At 72.1% G+C, this 18,163-nt stretch carries 12 protein-coding genes and 1 CRISPR repeat array; of the genes, 1 reads left to right on the plus strand and 11 read right to left on the minus strand.

All coding sequences use genetic code 11. The features are described from left to right. Positions 1-325: 325 nt before the first annotated feature. The 10 genes from ACI1MP_RS37410 to casA all read right to left on the minus strand — a co-directional run bounded on the left by ACI1MP_RS37410 (position 326) and on the right by casA (position 15,859). Entirely contained in the window at positions 326-1,441 is a 1,116-nt protein-coding gene (locus ACI1MP_RS37410) for a hypothetical protein (RefSeq protein WP_404870933.1), read from the minus strand. Then, on the minus strand, positions 1,438-3,618 hold the full coding sequence (locus ACI1MP_RS37415; protein ID WP_404870934.1) for a hypothetical protein: 2,181 nt from the start codon (positions 3,616-3,618) through the stop codon (positions 1,438-1,440). Before ACI1MP_RS37415 ends, ACI1MP_RS37410 begins: the two co-directional genes overlap by 4 nt. 3 nt (positions 3,619-3,621) lie before the next feature. Further along, positions 3,622-3,900 carry a hypothetical protein gene (locus ACI1MP_RS37420; protein WP_404870935.1) on the minus strand — a complete coding sequence of 93 codons (279 nt, stop codon included), beginning with the start codon at positions 3,898-3,900 and terminating at the stop codon, positions 3,622-3,624. 926 nt (positions 3,901-4,826) lie between these two features. Beyond that, positions 4,827-6,380: direct repeats of the CRISPR family, unit length 29 nt; unit sequence CGGCAGACCCCCGCTCGCGCGGGGAGGAC. A gap of 21 nt (positions 6,381-6,401) precedes the next feature. Beyond that, positions 6,402-6,722 carry a type I-E CRISPR-associated endoribonuclease Cas2e gene (gene cas2e, locus ACI1MP_RS37425; RefSeq protein ID WP_404870936.1) on the minus strand — a complete coding sequence of 107 codons (321 nt, stop codon included), beginning with the start codon at positions 6,720-6,722 and terminating at the stop codon, positions 6,402-6,404. A 40-nt stretch (positions 6,723-6,762) separates the two neighbouring features. Next, positions 6,763-7,758 (minus strand): type I-E CRISPR-associated endonuclease Cas1e, encoded by a 996-nt coding sequence (gene cas1e / locus ACI1MP_RS37430; RefSeq protein ID WP_404870937.1) that lies wholly within the window; start codon positions 7,756-7,758, stop codon positions 6,763-6,765. Then, a complete protein-coding gene (cas6e, locus tag ACI1MP_RS37435; RefSeq protein WP_404870938.1) occupies positions 7,755-8,411 on the minus strand; it encodes a type I-E CRISPR-associated protein Cas6/Cse3/CasE in 657 nt (218 codons plus the stop codon). Before cas6e ends, cas1e begins: the two co-directional genes overlap by 4 nt. After that, entirely contained in the window at positions 8,408-9,220 is an 813-nt protein-coding gene (cas5e, locus tag ACI1MP_RS37440; RefSeq protein WP_404870939.1) for a type I-E CRISPR-associated protein Cas5/CasD, read from the minus strand. Before cas5e ends, cas6e begins: the two co-directional genes overlap by 4 nt. After that, the gene (cas7e, locus tag ACI1MP_RS37445) at positions 9,217-10,377 is read right to left on the minus strand and encodes a type I-E CRISPR-associated protein Cas7/Cse4/CasC (protein ID WP_404870940.1); all 1,161 of its coding nucleotides are present in this window, start codon (positions 10,375-10,377) and stop codon (positions 9,217-9,219) included. The genes cas5e and cas7e overlap by 4 nt, the downstream gene beginning before the upstream one ends. Positions 10,378-10,448: 71 nt before the next feature. Beyond that, complete coding sequence (casB, locus tag ACI1MP_RS37450; RefSeq protein ID WP_404870941.1) at positions 10,449-11,219, minus strand: type I-E CRISPR-associated protein Cse2/CasB; 771 nt, start codon at positions 11,217-11,219, stop codon at positions 10,449-10,451. Continuing rightward, positions 11,216-15,859 carry a type I-E CRISPR-associated protein Cse1/CasA gene (gene casA / locus ACI1MP_RS37455; RefSeq protein ID WP_404870942.1) on the minus strand — a complete coding sequence of 1,548 codons (4,644 nt, stop codon included), beginning with the start codon at positions 15,857-15,859 and terminating at the stop codon, positions 11,216-11,218. Before casA ends, casB begins: the two co-directional genes overlap by 4 nt. A 560-nt stretch (positions 15,860-16,419) precedes the next feature. Here casA and ACI1MP_RS37460 point away from each other — a divergent pair. Then, positions 16,420-16,545 (plus strand): hypothetical protein, encoded by a 126-nt coding sequence (locus ACI1MP_RS37460; RefSeq protein WP_404870943.1) that lies wholly within the window; start codon positions 16,420-16,422, stop codon positions 16,543-16,545. Between the two features lie 732 nt (positions 16,546-17,277). On the opposite strand, the gene ACI1MP_RS37465 is transcribed toward ACI1MP_RS37460, so the two are convergent. After that, the gene (locus ACI1MP_RS37465) at positions 17,278-17,949 is read right to left on the minus strand and encodes a Uma2 family endonuclease (RefSeq protein WP_404870944.1); all 672 of its coding nucleotides are present in this window, start codon (positions 17,947-17,949) and stop codon (positions 17,278-17,280) included. Positions 17,950-18,163: the final 214 nt, after the last annotated feature.

The following is an 18,163-nucleotide window of genomic DNA, read 5'->3' on the forward strand; positions in this document are numbered from 1 at the left end:
GCAGGGCGCCGGCCCTCAGAGTGAAGCCTTCCCGTGGTCCCGGAATCCGACGGTTCCGAGACCACAGGAAGGCTCACCCGGCAAACAGGACGGGGAAGCGGGTTGGCGGCGGTCGGCACTGCGCTCTCCACCAAGTGACCGAGCCCCGAGAGCCGGCTGGTGTCCCAGCTGCGCAGTCCGAGCTGTCAGGACGTCCAGGCCGGGCGGTCGGCCCGGGCGGCGCGGGCCACGCCGCCGAGGCGATCGAGGAAGCTGCCAGAACCAGCAGGCGGGCTGAGCGGGGACGGCGGGCCCTCGACGCACCGGGCGTCCGGGTGACGGGCTCTCAGGGCAGTGCCGGTGCCGAGCAGCCGTGGCGCTCGGCGGAGTGCCGGGCGAATGCGGCGAGGGCGTCCCGCGCGGAGGCGTTCATCGGTTCGATCCGGTTGCCCAGGTACACGGCCGTGCCGCCGGGGCACTTCGCGGTCGCCCAGCCGAGGTTCCCGTCGATGCCCGGTTCGGTCGATCCCCGGTCCAGGCCGACGCCGTCCTTGGCCTGGTCGGCGAAGGGAGGGTAGTAGGCGGACAGCCTCAGGCCGACGGTCTTGGGGTCGTCGGGCATCAGGACGGCACAGTCCTCGATCGGTGCGGTGCCGTCGGCCGGGCTCTCGCGCACCTGCCCGGCGATCCTGGTGCAGGTGCCGGTCGCCTTCCCGGGCTGGGCGGTCACGATGTCCGCCCGGCCCGGCACCTGCTCGACCTTCCCGCCGAGCGGGGCGCCGCAGCTCCAGATGTCGTTGGCCCGCTGCGCGGTCCGGGCGCCGATCCGGCCCAGCCGGGAGCGTTGCTCGGCCGACGCGAAGTCGTCCTTCGGCCCGTCGGGATCCCGTGTCGGGTCGGCGGTCAGGCTGACGATCAGCTGCCGGCCGGCCTGCTTTCCGGTGCAGGACAACGCCAGCACCAGGTCCGCCCGGTTGTCGCCGGCGGCCGACATCACCCCCGCCCACCCCGCGCCTACCGGTACCACCGGCAGGCCCTCGGACCGGACCGCGCGGGTGCGCCGGAGCTTGAACATGGCGTCGTACGCCCGCGGCACGTCCCAGGCGACGTCGACCGAGAGCGTCCCCGACCGGTCCGGTGCCGTCAGCCCGCAGTTGGCGAGCCACCCTTCCGGGGAGACCTCGTGGCCGCGCAGCCGTCCTGCCCCGCCGAGCAGGTCCTTCACTTCGGCGGTGTCCACCGCTCCCCCGCACAGCCCCTGCAGCGAACGCCCGTCCTGCCACCGGTCGTACCCGCCGCCGAAGTACCACCCGGTCGGCGCCCCCACCACGAGCAGTACCGCGCCGAGCCAGGCCCACCGCCGCAGGTTGCTCCCCGCCTTCCGTACCGCAGGCGGGCCCGGCGGCATCGGCGGGACAGCCGGCCTCGGCGGGACCGGCACGCTGAACTGGTCCGGCGTCATGAGTGGCCCCTCAGTGCCTCGATGGCGGAGTTGTAGGAAGTGCCGCGGGTGTTCTCGGCCTCGCGCTGCAGCACGTTGACGGACGACCCGTCCGCCGCGTCACCACGCTGCCTGGCCCACTCGCCGATCTGGAACTTCAGCTGGCCCTTCGCCTCCAGGTCCTGACGGCCCACCTCGGCCAGCGCCTTGTTGTCGTTCGCCTTCTTGCTGTCGTTCACGACCGAGGTCAGCCACGTGTCCGTCAGCGGGTCGATGACGTCCTTGGCCGGCCCGGCCGGAATGTCGGCCACCGCCACGACGCTCTGCACCACCTTCGCGTCCCACTCGACGGCGTCGTTGTCGTCGTCGCGCTTGTCGTACCGGATGTCGTCCCGGATCGCGTCGTACACCGACAGGGCCGCGGCGCTCTGCTGGATCTGATCGCGCTGCTGGGTCTCGCTCGCGCCCGGCGGAATGTCCTGCAGCACCTCCGACACCTTGCGGGTCTCCGCGGTGTGCAGCACGGCGTACGCGTCGGGGTCCTCCGCCGCGCCACGCATCACCCGGATCAGGGTCCCCTGGTTGACCGCGATGTGCGAGGAGCCGTCCGGCGTGGCGTACACGGACCCGTTCGTCGCCCCGCCGGGCTGCCTGTCGTCGACGCCGCCGAACGCCGCGTGGGTGTCGTCCACGTAGTCCGCGAGCACGTTGGCGATCGGGCCCTCGAGACCGCCGGGCAGCTTCTCCTCGCCGGCCTCGGGATCGATCGCGATCAGGGTCGCCTGGGCCACCCGCGCCTGGGCCTCGGTGTGCCGGCGGTCGCCGTCGGCCTGGCCGGCCGGGTCGCCGGTGGCGGCCGCCTCGAGGGCGGGCCCGAGCGGGCCGGACGTCGCGTGGAACGTCCCGTTCCCCGCGTCGAGGGGCCACTCCCGGTCCTTGAGAAGGTACTTGAGGTGGTCGTTGGCACCGCCCGGACCGGGGTCGAGGAACGCGGTCGCCGCGTCCGGGTTGTTGCCGAGGGCGACCGCGAACCCCGCCATCGGGTCGGCGGTGGTGCCGCGCTCCGCGAGGTGGTCCCAGTTCGCCGCGCCGCCGTCGAGCTGCCACACGTACCCGGTGGTGGCGCCCTTGCCCGCGCTCCGCTCGGTGTCGACCAGCGCCGTGCCGAACTCGTTGAGGAAACCGCTGTCGTACACGCCGGTGCGCATCAGGCTGCCCATCAGCTGGAACCCGTTCGGGTCGTAGCCGCCGCCAGCCATCCGTTCGGGGCCGAGCCCGATCATCTCCTTCTTCCAGTCGCCCATCGCCTGACTGTCGCTCTGGGTGGCCGTGCCGAGGGTCTCGCCCAGGGAGGCCTGGAGTTTCGCCATCGTCTCCGCCCGCCCGGGCACCTGGGCGCCGAACGGGCCGCCGAACGGATCGCCGTACTGGCCGGGGTCGTTGACGCTCCGCCAGAACTCCATGGTGCCGCGCGCACCCAGGCCGGTGGCGAACGCCTCCGCGAACGCCTGGTCGCCCTTGCGCGCCTCCAGCAGGGCGTTGAGCCTGGCAAGCTCGGCCGGTGACAGCTTCCCGCCCTTGCGGGCCAGGTCGAGCGCCTCCGCGAGATCGCGCTCGGCGGCCCTGGCCTGGTCGAGATCGTTGAACCCGTCGGCGTTGAAACCGTCATCCCGCGCCCCGTTCGGGTCCTGCGCGAGCGCCCAGGCGGCGTCCTGGTCCGCCTGGGTGGCCTGCGCCAGCACCGCGTTGACCTTCGCGGTCATCAGCATGACGGCCTGTTGGCGGGCCAGCACGGCGGCCAGGCCACCGTCCGACTGCTGCTGCGCGTCAGGTTCGGGCCGCACGTCGACGACCTCGCCGGCGGCCGTGATCCGCAGCTGCTCGACGGGGGCCTCCTCCTCGACCAGCTGCCGCAGCCGGTTCTGCGCATCGCGGAACTCGCCCGCCGCATCGTTCAGCAGCGCGGCAAGGTCCGCCGCCTCCTCGGCCGCGGCGTTCAGTTGGTCGGCGGCCCGGCCCACCCGGGCCTGCGCCTGGGCGGCGGTGCTGCCCTCCCAGCCGGCCGCCATCCGGTTCACCACCTGCTGCACCAACTGGTCGTGCAGTCCGAGATAGCGGTTACGCAGCGCGCCCCACGCCTCGGCCGCACCGGTCACCCGGTCGAGCTTGGCCTCCATCACGGCCTCGAAGGTGAGCATCCGTCACCACCCCCCACGCACGGCGGCGACATGGTTCTGCGCGGCAGTCTCGGCGGCGCTGTAGTTGTCGGCGGTGCGCTCCAGCCTGTCGGCGACGTCGGCGAGCAGGTTGCCGAGGGTGCTCTCCTGGTCGTCCCACCGGATCGAACGCTCCCGCAGAGCCGGGCCGCTGAGCCAGCCCGACAGCGCCACGTACGCGTCGGTGGTCTCCCCGTCGACGGTCGAACCCGCCGCGCGGAAGGACGTCCCGATCTCCCGGACGGACGCGGCCCACGAGCGCATCTCGCCCGGGGACACCCTGAGTACGCCCGACGGAAGATCCGGTGTGCGCACGCCGCCGGACCCGGTGGCCCCAGTCCGGGCACCGGCCGTTGATTCCCCCATGTTCCCCCCATGAGTATCACTGCGAGTCGCCAGTCCGATCTCCCCCGTAACGACTCGGTCAGTACCCTACCAATTCCCGGTCAAGAGATCGACAACAAGTGACCAAGCATCAACTCAGCGCTCCACAACCTGAATCAACCCCGACGCCAAGCCGGCCACGACGGCAGAGGCACGAAAACCGACACCGAACCTGCCGCAGAAGCACACCACGCAGGCATCCACCACCGCCTCACCGATGAACAGTCGCTCGGAGACCCCCCGACCGGCGAGGCCCCGGCAAAGGGCCGGAGGACTTCGGTGACGGCCACACCCGGCACCACCACGACCACAGACTCCTGGCCGCGGACCACCGCAACCAACCCACGCCGCGGCACGTCGCCGCACTGCTCTCCGCCGACCTCGGAGACCCGCCTTCGCACCGGCGAGGAGACCCGCACCTGGACAACCACGAAGGCGCGGTGCACGCCCTGACCTGACTGCGCCCGGCGCCGATCGCGCCGAGCAGGCCCGCGACGTCGTCGATGTCGCCGGCCCTGAACGGCCCGCCCTCGCCGTCCAGCCCGGGCAGCAGCGGCAGGACCTCGTCCGGGTCGGCACCGACCCCCAGAGCGCGGTGACCGCGGCGAGCGCTGTCTCGGCGTCCCCCGCCCCCGCCGAGCTCGGCCAGCGCACGAATCGCCTACCGGGCAGACGCCGCCGGCCCGAACTGCCGCAGCGCCCGCAGCGCGAAGCGGACGATCGACCACTGTCCGCCCCGCACCGGGCGGTCGAGCACCTCCTCGACCGCGCCCAGCCCCGCATGGCCGCCCGACGGCTCGGCCCCGGGGCAGACCCCCGCTCGCGCGGGGAGGACGGCACGCTCTGGCGAATCGGCCACCTCGGGAACGGCAGACCCCCGCTCGCGCGGGGAGGACTTGGTCGTCTGGTCGGCAGCCTCCCAGACCAACGGCAGACCCCCGCTCGCGCGGGGAGGACGGCCATCAGTCGAGCCTCACCTTGCCCTCTCGCGGCAGACCCCCGCTCGCGCGGGGAGGACATCTGCGACATTGGCCAGCGCTTCCCCTCCGACGGCAGACCCCCGCTCGCGCGGGGAGGACCCCGGCCCTGGTGGGGCGGGCGGGCGGTTCGACGGCAGACCCCCGCTCGCGCGGGGAGGACTTGCGCTCCTTGAGCGTCACGAACTGGGCCATCGGCAGACCCCCGCTCGCGCGGGGAGGACGTCATCCGGGCCTTGATAGGCCGGCTCCACGCCGGCTGACCCCCGCTCGCGCGGGGAGGACTTGCGCTCCTTGAGCGTCACGAACTGGGCCATCGGCAGACCCCCGCTCGCGCGGGGAGGACCATGGCCTGGACTTCGCCGAGAAGGTGCACACCGGCAGACCCCCGCTCGCGCGGGGAGGACTCAGGTTTCTGCCTCTCAGGCCACGTCGGCGGCGGCAGACCCCCGCTCGCGCGGGGAGGACTCGACGATGACCAGGTCCAGTCCTCGGCGCTGCGGCAGACCCCCGCTCGCGCGGGGAGGACTCGGACTCCTCGGCGGCCGCCCGCTGTTGGCGCGGCAGACCCCCGCTCGCGCGGGGAGGACCACCCGCCGGAGGCCGCGCCGACCGGTGCTCGCGGCAGACCCCCGCTCGCGCGGGGAGGACCGGCGCTGGAGGTACCGGTATGCGATCAGCTCCGGCAGACCCCCGCTCGCGCGGGGAGGACCCGGACAGGTCCCGCGCCTCAATCCCCAGCCGCGGCAGACCCCCGCTCGCGCGGGGAGGACTTCAACATCAAGCGCCCCAAGCGCGTCGAGCGCGGCAGACCCCCGCTCGCGCGGGGAGGACGCCGCCCGGGAGCGGGCCGCCACCGACCCCACCGGCAGACCCCCGCTCGCGCGGGGAGGACAGGGTGCCGTTGATGACGCCGCCGGTGATCGTCGGCAGACCCCCGCTCGCGCGGGGAGGACGTGGCAGTCTCCTGCCCGCCTTGGTCGGACGGCGGCAGACCCCCGCTCGCGCGGGGAGGACGTGCTGGTGGACGAGCCGTCGATCGTGTTCGCCGGCAGACCCCCGCTCGCGCGGGGAGGACTCCGACAGCTTCGCCTTGATGTCGGTGAGGTCCGGCAGACCCCCGCTCGCGCGGGGAGGACCCCAAGGGGCAGGAGCAGCCCGGCGACCTCCGCGGCAGACCCCCGCTCGCGCGGGGAGGACGACGCAGATGGACGACCTGTGCCGTAAGGGCCGGGCAGACCCCCGCTCGCGCGGGGAGGACAGCTCGACCAGCTCGCCGCCGAGGGTCGCCGGCGGCAGACCCCCGCTCGCGCGGGGAGGACCCGTCCGTCCGTCCGTCCCGCTGGCCGCCGGTCGGCAGACCCCCGCTCGCGCGGGGAGGACCCTTTGTGACCTGGCTCTTCTCTAGGGCTTTGCCGTTTCTTGACCATTTGGTTCAGGTGATCGGGCCTGGGCCACCAGGAGCAGCCCGTCGAAGTCGACCGGGTTGCGGCGTTGGGCACCGACGGTGCGGAGGTCGAATCCTTGTTCGTTCTGGGTCGGGTGGACGAGGACGGCTACGCCGTCGGCGACGCAGCCGGCGACGGCCGACCAGAGTTCTTCGCGGACCTTGGCGGAGACGGTGCCGACGTAGAGGTGAGGGGTGACCTCGATCAGCCATCTGGTCAGGGCGCCTCGGACGTGGTCCGGGACGGCGGTCACGGAGAGCACGGTCAGGGATGCCATGGCCGGTCCTTGTGTGCGGGGGTGGTTCGGGGCGGGCTGTTCACGAGGCTTCCCCGGACCCGTAGTTGACGCCGCCGGCGACTGTTCCGACGACCGGGTCCCACAGGTCGACGAGTTGCTCGTCGAGGTCGGGGGCGGCGATGTCGGTGCCGGGTGCGAGCAGGCGTTGGACGTCAGTGACGATGCGGGGGAGGAGCTTGAACAGGCGTAGGCCGTCCCGGAAGCTTCGGCGGGCTTCCGATTCCGGTTCGGGGGAGGAATGGAGGGAGAACGCGAGCGGGATGGTCAGTTCGGCCTTGTAGAGGTCGGCGATGTCGTAGACGAAGGCCTGCTGGTTGCCGCTGTGGACGAAGCCGAGGGCGGGTGAGCAGCCGAGGGCGAGGATGGCGGCGTGGACGATGCCGTAGAGGCAGGTGTTGGCTGCGGAGAGGGCGAGGTTGACGGGGTCCTGGGTGTCCCAGGAGTCGGGGTCGTAGTTGCGGCGGAAGCGTCCGATGCGGTGTTGCTGGGCGAGGAGCCGGTAGTGGGCCTTGATGCGTTGGCCTTCCATGCCTCGGAGTTTGTCGAGGTTGAGGTCGGTGGGCATGTCTGTGTCGCCGAAGCGTTGGCGGTACATGGCGGTGGCGATGTCGAGGCGGCGGCGGTTGTCGGCCCAGGCGCGGGCCTGGTGTTCGAGCCAGGTGGTGCTGAGGGATTCCGGGATGCTCGCGGCGTAGCAGCGGACGCCGCCGGATCCGGCGACGACGACGGTGGTGCCGTGTCGGGCGAAGGTGGCCAGTGCGCGGGCGGTGATGGAGGTGCCGGGGCCGAGCAGGACGCAGCTGAGGGCGGCGGTGGGGAGGTAGATGGTCTCGGTGCCGCGCTGGGCGGTGTTGATTTCGGCGCAGACGCCGGTGTCGTCCTGGACGATTCGAACGAGGTCGAGGTAGAGGAAGGAGAGGGAGTCGGCGATGCGGGGCAGCATCGCCACGGTGGGTGCGGCGAGTTTGCGCCGGGCGCCGGCCGGTGTGCCGGCGCGTGGGCGTGGGGGTGTCATGGGGCTTCCCTGCGGGGGGCGATGCTGAGCATGCCGCAGCCGTAGGCCTTGCCGCGGCCGATGCCGTCGCGGATGCGGGTGCGCAGGAGGTCGGGGTCGGTGATGTGGGCGGTGCCTTCGAAGAGGGTGCGGGCGTGCTGGACGCGCTGGTTGTTCTGGCGGCGGTTGCCGACGGCGGTGTCCAGGGGGGTCGAGTGCAGGGTGGTGAGGGCGAGGCCGGAGGCTTCGGCCTGGCGGGTCCACCAGTCGTCGGCATGCGGGCCGTTGAGGGGGACGACCTCGGGGAGGTCGTAGAGGGCGCGGGTGGTGGCGCCGGGTTTGCGGACGGCGTTGGCGGCGATGCGGTAGCGCACGGGCAGGCCTTTGCGCAGGGCGTCGAGGAGCGGGGTGAGGGGTTTGGCGGCTGCGGTGCCGTAGCCGGCGGTGAGTCGGGTCAGGTCGGGTTCGCGGTTGCTCTGCAGCAGGATCCGGTCACCGTCGCGGCCGGTCTCGGTGCGGAAGAGGATGCCGAGGAGGCGGCGCGGTTCGGTGCTGGGGATGTCGTTGGGGAACAGGGACATGATCCTGTGGTGGAGGTTGACGGCGTCGTCGCCGTCGCGGTGGACATCGCGGTTTCGCTGGTCGGGGATGATGCGGGTCAGCCACAGGGTCATGCCGGCGAGCTTTCGGGACGGGGCGGGCGGGGGGCGAGGTAGGTGGCGAGGGCCTTGAGGTAGTCGGCGCCCAGGCCGTGGCAGCGGTCGGCGGGCAGGTGCACGGTTCGCTGGTAGCGGGAGCGGCTGTGGTAGGCGCGGCGCTGGGGGTGGAAGTTCAGCGGCTGGTCGTTGACCTGGCCGGTCGGCTCGCTGCCGTTGTCGGTGCCCGCGGTCGTCGGTGCGAGGTGGGTGAGGGGCCGGTCGCTGTGGAAGACCACTGGCACCGTGCTGGCTGTTCCCCTGCGAGGGCGGGCCAGCGGCAGCTCCACCAGGTGCCGGTGGACGTCGTCGAACTCGCCCAGCAGCAGCGGTCCTTCGGGCGGGCAGGAGCGCCGGCCCAGGTACGGGGGCCAGAACGGCTCGCGCAGCGCCGCGGCGCACGCCTGGAGGATGTCTGCGGGGCCGGTGAGTGCCGCGGTGAACGCCGCGTCCGCGAGGTAGTAGCGGTGGGAGAGCAGCGTCGCGGCGGCGGTGGGGCGTTTCTTGCCCTCGGCGGTGGTCACCGTGTGCCGGGCGGGCAGGCCTCCGCCGACGGTGTGCAGGTCGCGCAGCAGCACCCCCGGTCGGTCGGCGCGCACCGTCAGCGACAGCCGGGCCAGGTCGCCGATGTCCTCGCCGCGGCGGCGGCCGAGCGTGCAGGCGAGCAGGCCGATCACTCCAGAGCGGGTGGGGAAGGGCGCGGTGTCGCGTTCGTTGAACTTGCTGCGCTCGCCCCAGGACTGCAGCGGGCCGGCCAGCCTCAGCAGCAGGCCCGCCTCACCGCTCACCGGTCCGCCTGCGGGTAGGCGGCGGCGATGGCGGCGTCGATCAGTGCGGGAAACGATGCGGCGTGTTCGCCCAGTTCCATCGGGCTCTTCGGGTCGATCCCGGCCCAGCCGGCCGCGACGATGCCGCGGTTGCCGAGCAGGGTGTTCGCGGCCGCCGCGTACTCGGCCAGCGCGTTGCGGGAGGGGGCCGAGTAGCCGCCCTCCTGGTCGGCGCGGACCGGCTTCTCGAACGCGGCGGCGAACGACAGCGGCCGGTCCGAGCGCACCGCGATGTGCACCAGGTCGGGGATGGTGTGCGGCGCGGTCGCGGTCTTCTTCGCCTGCGGCAGCGACAGGACGAAGGCCTCCACGAAGCCGGCCGCGAGCTCGCGCGCGGCGGCCAGGTCGCCGCCGAGGTTGTCCGCGAGCTCCTGCAGGTCGATCGTCGCGAAGCGGTAGAGGACGCCGGCGGAGAATTCGGCGTGGCCCATGTGCGCGCTGCCCGTGGTGTCGTTCCAGACGTCGGTCACGTCGTCGACGGCCGAGAAGTAGTCCAGCTCGATGTCGGTGCCGTGCGTGGTCAGCGCGTGCGCGACCTGCACCGCCCCGTCCACGCCCGCGTCGTCGACCTCTGCCAGCATCCGCCCGAACAGGTTGATCACCCCGTTGCGCGAACGCAGCACCCCATCGATCCGGTCCTTGGGCAGCACGCTCTTGTCGCTCGACTTCTTGATGTCCTTCGCCGCCTCCAACGCGGACCGGAACTCCTCCGCGAGATCGGCGAGGTCGGCGACCGCGCGCTGCGGGACGTACACCATGGCGTTCGTCGTCACCGCCGCATTGTCGCCGTCGACCTCGAACTTGATGCTGCTGCCCGCCGCCACGTGCTGCCCCGCCCGCGCCGCCAGGGCCCCCGGCCAGCCCCGCTCCTCCTCCAGCAGCCGCGCGACCCGCTCGCCGATCCGCCGCGTGCGCAGCGCCGCGTCCCCCATCTCCTCCTGGAAGTAGGTGCGGGCCGCGCGCTTCCACGACTGGCTGCTGACCCGGGTCCGCTCGGTCCCGCCGTAGGAGACCGTCTTCACTGAATTATTATCGTCCCGGTTCAGGTTCGCGAACGGCACGCTCTGCACCACGTGCACGTCCACGAACCGCGCGCCCGTGTTCGACTTCGCCACCATGCTCTTCTCCTCAACTTCCTGTCATGAACCCGAATTGAATGGACGCCACCCGGCGCCCGGCCCTGCATCCGCTACTTGTCGCCGCCGGCGCTTTCCGCGTCGTCCGCCTCCCGCGCCGCCCGCACACCCGACCGGTGCCGCTCGCGGTAGAAGTCCTGCAGCCAGCGCCGCTTCACCTCGCCCCCGTACTGGCGCCAGCCGGCCAGATCCCCCAGCAGCTGCGCCCAGTCCACCGGCGACCCGGTCTCCCGCAACTGCCGCACCGCACCGGGCAGATGCCGGTGCAGGCCGTCCACGCTCTGCCGCGACAGCAGGTTCAGCCGCGTCTCCGCCGAACTCTCCCGCATCCCCCCGGACGCCACCGCCTGCGCGAACGACCGGCCCAGGCTCTGCCGCGACAGCCGTCGCGCTTCCGGCGCCCCGTCGTCCGGACCCGCCCCGGCGGCATCCTGCGGCGCATCCTCGGCGTCCCGGACCGCCCCGCCAGCCCCGGCCGCCTCAGCCTCGCCCTCTGTGCTCGCGGGCACCGTGTACTGGCTGCGCCGCTGCGCGGCGATCATCGCCGCCACCGTGTAGTACGCCCGCTGCACGTCGTCCCCGGCGCCGTCCGGAAGCCAGCGCGCCACGAACCGGTGCATCGACGGCACACGGTCCAGGCCCTTGCCCGCCCCGCGCCGCAGCGCCGACCGCACCCCCGGATCCGCCGCACACCGCTGCTCCACCCACGCCGTGAATGCCGCCTCCGGCCTCCTCGGCCGGCGACTGCCCCGCTGCGCGGGAACGCCGCCCCCCGCCGGCGTCCCTGGCGGTTCCTGCTCGACCACCGTCACCACTCCGCTCACCTCGCCACCTCCTTGCTCGCACCCCGACGGGCAGAGCCGCCCGCCGCCGGGGCCGGGACGCTCTTGCGCCGGCCGCCGTACAACTCGATCCGCGCCGCCTCACAGGCCCGTGCGCCCCGCACCGACACCACCGCCCGCGCGGTCACCGCCTCGAACGCCTCCTCCGCCAGCCGCCGGAACACCACGCCCGCGCCCTCGAAGTCCCGCCTCCCGAACCGGTCCCAGAACTCCGCCTCCGCAGCCGGCCAGTACCGCGCACCCGCGTCCACCGCCCACGCGCAGTCCTTCAGCTTCGGGGCGTCGGTGAACTGCTGCCACGCCCTCTTCACCGCCAACTCCAGCCGCCGCCCGTACATCTCTCCGACCACCCGCAACTTGCTCACCAGCGCGGCGGAGTCCGGCGACCGGCGCTCCGACAGCCCCAGCACGGGCGGCGTCGAGGCATCGACGAACTGGACGTCCCGCGCCTGGCCGTCCTGCTCGAACCCCAGCGCCCGCACCCGCAGCCACTCCGAGACCTCCGGCGCCGTCCGGAACACCTCCGGACGCCGCGGCCGGCTCTCCCCCGGCAACTCACTCAGCAGCAGCGCGTCCACATCCCGCCACAACGCCCTGCCCGAATCCGCCGGCCGCGGATAGGAATTCCCCTCCTTCGAGAGCTGCCAGATCAGAAACGGATCGCCCTCCCGCGCGACCTTCTCCCGCCACGCCCACGTGATGAACGCATCCCGCACCCGCCGCCCGTCCCCGTCCGGCACCAGCAGCAGCGCATGCTGCGAACGCCCCGTCAACGACGAACACGGCCCCTGCACCCGCGCCGGCACCCCCAGCGGGTCGTTCAACTCCGCCTGCTCCCACGGACACAGGTCCTCCTCCCGCCGCACCTGCCCGCCCGGCTCCACCAGATTCGCCAGCAGCGTCTCGAACAGGCTCGCCCCCTGCGGGTGGTACGACAGAGTGCTGCGCAGCGGCCCGGCCTTCGCGTCCGCGGCCTTCACCCGGCCGACCGTCCGGCTCGAGCACCGGCCCGACGGCCCGAAGTAGTGCCACACCAACAGGTGCAGAACCGCCTCGGCCGTCTCCGGCAGCACCGGCGCGCCCGCCGCCACATGCTCGAACCAGGCGTGGTTGTTGCCCGACGGCCTGGTCGTCACCAGCTTGTCCACCCCCGCCGTGTTCGACGCGTCGCACTGCTGCGCCAGCCGCGGGTCCTGCAGGAACGGCCGCACCGCATCGAACACGTCGAACCGGTGCCAGTACCGGTCGAGATACGCGCCGACAGCCTCCGCATCGAACCGCCCGCCGTCCTGGACCCGCTCGCGCCGGACCCCCCACAACCCCGGCCCGCGCTCGTCCAGGCCCGTCACCCGCGCCGTGATCGCCGCCAGCACCCGGTACAGCCCGGCGAGAGCCGGCGGCAGGCCGACGGCGATCTCCTCGATCTCGTGCGCGTCCGCCAGAAGCCGCCGCAGACCCACCGCGCCGGGCCGCTCCCGGCCCTCCGCGAGCGGCGGCAGGCCCGCAAGCCACCGCACCGGGATCCACGGCTCGTCGACCAGGTTGAACACCGCCGGCGCATCGGACACCGTCACAGCCCTTCCCCTTCCCTTCTTCTCGCCGACCACCGGCTCCCGCCGCGATGCCGAGCGCTCTTCCTGTGCTTCCGGTCCTGCGTCGCCGTCCCGGGACGCCGCCGCAGCACCTTGCAGCTGCTCCTCGACCGCAGGCGGAGCTGCCACGGCAGCCATCCGCGGCAGCTCGTCCGGGACGACCGGGATCGCCAGGCACTGGGACTCGTCGACCCTCCAGCCCCGCGTCACCCCGACATCGGACAGCTGCAGTTCCTGACCGCCGACCCGGCCGATCCACCGGCCCCCGCGGTCCTCGCGCAACACCACCACCCGCAGGTCCTTGAGCAGCGCCGTCCTCGCCCACGGCCCCGCGAGCCCATCGCCCTCCGACTCCCCCGCCACCCAACCGGCCGGCAGCGGCACCGAATGCCGCAGCACCTCGACCGCATCCGCCCGCCCGACGCCCCGACCCCGCGACCAGCCCGGCACCCGCACCCGGCCCTCACGATCCAGACTCACCCCACCCCCCGACCGCGCATACACGAACACCACCCGCGCCGTCTCAGCTCCCAACCGCGTCGCCAGCAACTCCTCCGACACCCCCTCGGGAGCATCCGTCAGCACCGACCAGTCACCCTCCACATCCCCCGGCGCCGGAATCCGCACCAGATCGGCGAGCTGTGCCTCCGCCAACTCCCCCGCCTCGCGCCGCACGTCCCACCGCTCGAACTCCCGCCGCGCCGACTCCTCCAACCGCTGCCCGAAGTCCTCCTCGTACACCGCATCGACCAGCCCCTGCACACCCCCCGGCACCGCCACCGCCCGCCCGCCCAACCCCGCCAGCAGCGTGCTCGTCCGCACCAGCAACGACGCGTCGTACACCGACCCCCACGACCCAGGCACCCGCACCCCGCCGCGGTCCCCCGCCGGCTCCAGCACCACCAGCCGCAGCTTCCCGCCGGCCCACCCCGGCCGCTCACCGCGCTCGTGCCGCCACCCCCGCCCCGCCCGCTGCAACAACTGCGCCAACGGCGCCAGATCCGACACCACCAGGTCGAAGTCCAGATCCAGCGACTGCTCCACCACCTGCGTCGCTACCAACACCGAACCCGCCCGCACCCCCGTACCGCTCCCCTTCCCGAACGCCTCCTCGCACTCCCCCGAAACCCGCTCCCGCACCCCCGCCGGAAACCGCGAATGCAGCAGCCGCAAACCCCCCGCACGCCCCGCCAACCCCGGAAACACCTCCCGCAGGAACAAGAACGTCCGCTGCGCCTCCTCGACGGTCGTGCAGCACACCAGCACGCACCCGCCGCCGTCCACCACCGGCGCCACCAACTCCACCAACGCCGCCCGCCGCGACCCCGCCGCCGGCGCCCCGTCCTCGTGCACGTCCCACCGCACCGGCCGCCGCTCCACCACCAGCTCCCGCGCCCGGTCACTGTCCACCGCCTGCGGCTCGCTCACCAGCCCCGTGGCCGCGTCCACGAACAACCAGCCCGGATAGCACGGCTCGACCACCACCCGGTCCTCGAAGCCCGCCCCACGCCGGTACGCCTCCACCAACGACGACGCCGAACGCCCCGTCAACGTCGCCGACAGCAGCACCACCGGCGCCCCCAACGCCCCCAGCCACTCCAGCAACCGCACCAGCAGGCTGTGCATCCACGGCCCGTACGCATGCGCCTCGTCGACGACCACCACCTTGTTCGCCAACCCGAACAACCGCAGAAACCCGTACCGCACCGGCAGAACACCCGTCAGCGCCTGGTCCACCGTCCCCACCGCCAACGGCGCCAACAACCCCCGCCGCCCCGCCCACAACCACTGCGCGGCCTCCGTCGACGTACCCTCCCGCGAGGAGATCCCCCTGCCCTCCCGAACCTCCTCCTCGCCCTCCCCCGCCCCCCGCGCCGGCTTGAACAGCGGGCTGAGCCGCGCCATCCCGTGCACCGGCATCAACCCCCGATCACCCTCGAGATTCCTGTCCGCGAAATCCCGCACCCGCCCGAACATCGCATCCGCCGTCGCCATCGTCGGCAACGCGAAATACAGCCCCCCAGCCCCCGACGCCCTCGCCAGCACCGACGCCGCGAACAACGCCGCCTCGCTCTTACCGTCACCCGTCGGCGCCGTCACCAACACCAGGCCCGACCCCGACACCAAAGCCGGCAACTCCCCCGCCAAACTCTGCTGCAGCGGATTCGCCCTCTCGAAGCCGAACATCTCCTCGATCGCCCGAACGGGGAACACCGCCCGCCCCAGCCCGGCCCCCGCCACCCACCCCTTCGCACCGGAAACCGCCACATCGAAATGCGCCCGCAACGCCCCCTCGTCCGCCACCCACCCCTCGACCGGAACCCGACCCTCGATCACCCCGACCTGGCTCACCAACCAGTCCGCCACCACCACCAGACCCAGCACCACCACCGCCGCCCACCCCGACAACGGCCCCGGCACCGCACCACCACCGACGATCCCCCGCACCGCCTCCGCGTGCGCCGCCCGCTGCTCCGCCCACCGCTCGGCCGTCCCCAGCCCGGGCAGGTACGCCGACGGACGATCCAGCTCCTTGCGCTGCAACGCCCGCTCGAAGCAGCCGTGATGACCACCGAGCAGCTGCGCGACCTGGTGCGCCGGCCACGACCGCACCCTGCGCCCCTCGGCCGGGTAGCCCCATCCCTTCAGCAGCTCCACCAGGCCCCAGTGCGTCGCCGCCTCGTGCCGCACGTACTCCCGGCTCGACGGCTCTCGGTATCGAGGGTCGGATGCCAACTTCGCGAACTCCGCCTCGACCAGTGCCTGAAACGACGGAGTGATCTTTCCGAGGTCGTGCAACCCAGCCCACACCATCACCAGCCGGCGCGCCTCGGCCTCGTCGACCCCCAGCTCCTCGGCCAGACGAACGCGCAGCGGAGCCCCCAGCACCGCATCCCACAGCGCGCCGGCCACCGCGGCGGTGTCGAGGAGGTGGCAGATCAGCGGATACGCCGTATCCAGCCCGTCTTCCTTCCCCCACAACAAAATGTCGATACCGCAGAACGGGATGGCCTTGGACGCATTGCTCATGCCGAAGGAGGTACCAGCCCCCACTGACAAACCGCGAGCCACTCATGGGAACCGATCACATATTGTCAAAGTCGATCAAACTTGCATGGCTATAGTCAAAATTCTCCCAATGTCCGCCAAAGCCGATTGAAGACCGCTGCGGGCTGCATTTGACCCCGCGATGCCGGCGGTGCGACCCGATGACCGTCCGCCGGCCCCGGGGACTGGCACCCCCTTCGGACTTGGGCTTCCATGCCGCCGTCAACGTGATCGCCTTAACGGGAGGGTGACTTTCCTGATGGCCATCAAGGGCTCGATCCCTGTGCGGCACCATTCAACCGGAGAGCGGTTTCCATGCCCAATCTCCCGTCCGGCGCGCAGAGTTGCTCCACCCCAACACGGATGAGCCAAATTCGAACAGTCGACCCCTTTTGCGGGAGTGGGATCGAAAATATGATTTCTGACCCTCGAGTTGAGGCCCCCGTGCCGTAACCTCCGGTTGATCCTCGCTCAACTGCCCACCAGATGAGCCTGCCGACACCCGGATAGGAAACCGCGGCGGCAGGGGAGAGGAGGGTGCCGTGACCGACTGGCTCACGCACCTGTGGGAGGTGGTCCAAAAGGCTGCCACCACCGGATATCCGGTGGTGGCCGTCGCGTACTACCTGATGTGCATCACTGACATGGTGTACCAGCACCTTCAGTGAACATCCCCCGAGGGCCGCCTCGGCATCAACAAGCGGCGGCTCTCGGGGCCCCACCCGGTGCACCCGGGTCAGGTGTCCCTGCGGGACTGTGCGGACTGGACGAAGTCGCTCCACAACCCTACGTGCTAAAGCGGTTTTCCCTGCCAAGGGGTCCTTAACTTGGCGTCTCGGTCCGCGAAACCATTGCTGCATCACATAGAACCTTGCGCCTGCGGTAGCCTTTCTCGTCATCGCTCACGCGTTGGTCTGCCCGTTCTGTGCGAAGCAGCAAAGGGCCAGGGAACCTTCTCTCCGCGCAAGCGGAGGTCATCCGATCTAATCGTTCGCCACTCAAACGAGTGGCGAACTTGTGTACACCTGCTGGCACGAGCTCGACCGGTGAGTGAATGCCGCCTGTGCAGAAGGCGTCGGCCGCGCGCTTCTGGGAGCTCCTTCCTGCGCGAGCGGGGCCAGCCCGCATGTGCGGGCCCATGCCTACGTCTTGCAGGGCTCTCCTCTGGCGAGTGCTTGCCGTCGGTGGATGCCCGCAGTGGAATCCGCGAGCGGGGGTCAGCCGCCGTACGGGGATCCGAGGCCGCGGCGGGGCCGGTCGTCCCGTGCGAGCGGGGGTCAGCCGGCGCCCCCATCCCGGCTTCTGCTCCCTCGGGGGTCGTCCCCGCGTGGGCGGGGGTCAGCCGGCCTCTCGCCCGGCCTCGGCCGACCAGCTGGTGTCGTCTTGGCGCAAGCGGGGGGTCAGCCGGCCACTTGACTCGACCGTTCGGCAGCTGGTCGTCGTCTCCGCGCGAGCGGGGGCTGTCCGGGTTCTGCACCCGGGCCCAGATCACTCTCTGGCCAGCCTGATTCACCGGCGCAGTCGTGCCGGGTCGAGGTCGAGGGGGAAGGGGTCAGTGAGTTGGGTGGTTTCGCCGCTTTGGACAAGGCGGTCGGTGTAGTGGCCGCGTTCGAGGTGGCCGAGGTAGAGGCGTGGGGCGGGTTCGAGTTCGAGGCGCCAGTAGTGTGGGGGATGCCGGCTGCGGCGTACAGCGGCGGTTTCATCTTTTTGTCGGCGACCCGGGTGGAGGGTGAGGCGATCTCGATGGCGACGATGATGTCGTCGGCGTTGAGGGTGGTGCCGGCGTCGGCGGCCGCGGTGGCGTCGGTGATGACGAGGTCGGGGATGAGCAGGCCGTCGGGCACGATGACGTTGACGGCTTCGAGGACCTCGAGTGGGGCTTCGGCGTTGTCGATGGCCAGGCTCAGGAGCATGGCCAGGCGGAGGCTGGCGCGCTGGTGGGGGACGCCGGGGCTCGGGCTCATCAGCAGTGCTCCCCCGACGAGTTCGATCCGGTGGCGGGGGTCTTCGGGCAGGGCCAGGACGTCCTCGACGGTCCACGGTCCGTGGTGCTCGGTAACTGCAACGCTCACGGTCTCCTTCGCCTCCTCTGGTGCCGTCCTCATTGTCCCTGGCGCGGGCTTTGCGCGGTACCGGCTCACGAAGTCTCCCGATCGGGAGCTGCCTCGTCGCGCGCGGCCTGGCGGGCGGCGGCGTCCTCGCGTATCCGGAGGAGTAGCTCCGGCGCAGGCCTTGAGCTCCGCACCGTGGGGCATCGTCGTGCCGCCGTGACACGATGCATCCGCC

The sequence above is a fragment of the Kitasatospora griseola genome (assembly GCF_044999035.1).
GTDB lineage: Bacteria > Actinomycetota > Actinomycetes > Streptomycetales > Streptomycetaceae > Kitasatospora > Kitasatospora griseola.

Excerpts from the sequence above, each read along its gene's own strand:
- casA (WP_404870942.1), bottom strand. The coding sequence starts at position 15,859 with ATGAGCAATGCGTCCAAGGCCATCCCGTTCTGCGGTATCGACATTTTG.
- cas7e (WP_404870940.1), bottom strand. The coding sequence starts at position 10,377 with ATGGTGGCGAAGTCGAACACGGGCGCGCGGTTCGTGGACGTGCACGTG.
- ACI1MP_RS37410 (WP_404870933.1), bottom strand. The coding sequence starts at position 1,441 with ATGACGCCGGACCAGTTCAGCGTGCCGGTCCCGCCGAGGCCGGCTGTC.
- ACI1MP_RS37420 (WP_404870935.1), bottom strand. The coding sequence starts at position 3,900 with ATGCGCTCGTGGGCCGCGTCCGTCCGGGAGATCGGGACGTCCTTCCGC.
- cas1e (WP_404870937.1), bottom strand. The coding sequence starts at position 7,758 with ATGACACCCCCACGCCCACGCGCCGGCACACCGGCCGGCGCCCGGCGC.
- cas6e (WP_404870938.1), bottom strand. The coding sequence starts at position 8,411 with ATGACCCTGTGGCTGACCCGCATCATCCCCGACCAGCGAAACCGCGAT.
- ACI1MP_RS37415 (WP_404870934.1), bottom strand. The coding sequence starts at position 3,618 with ATGCTCACCTTCGAGGCCGTGATGGAGGCCAAGCTCGACCGGGTGACC.
- cas2e (WP_404870936.1), bottom strand. The coding sequence starts at position 6,722 with ATGGCATCCCTGACCGTGCTCTCCGTGACCGCCGTCCCGGACCACGTC.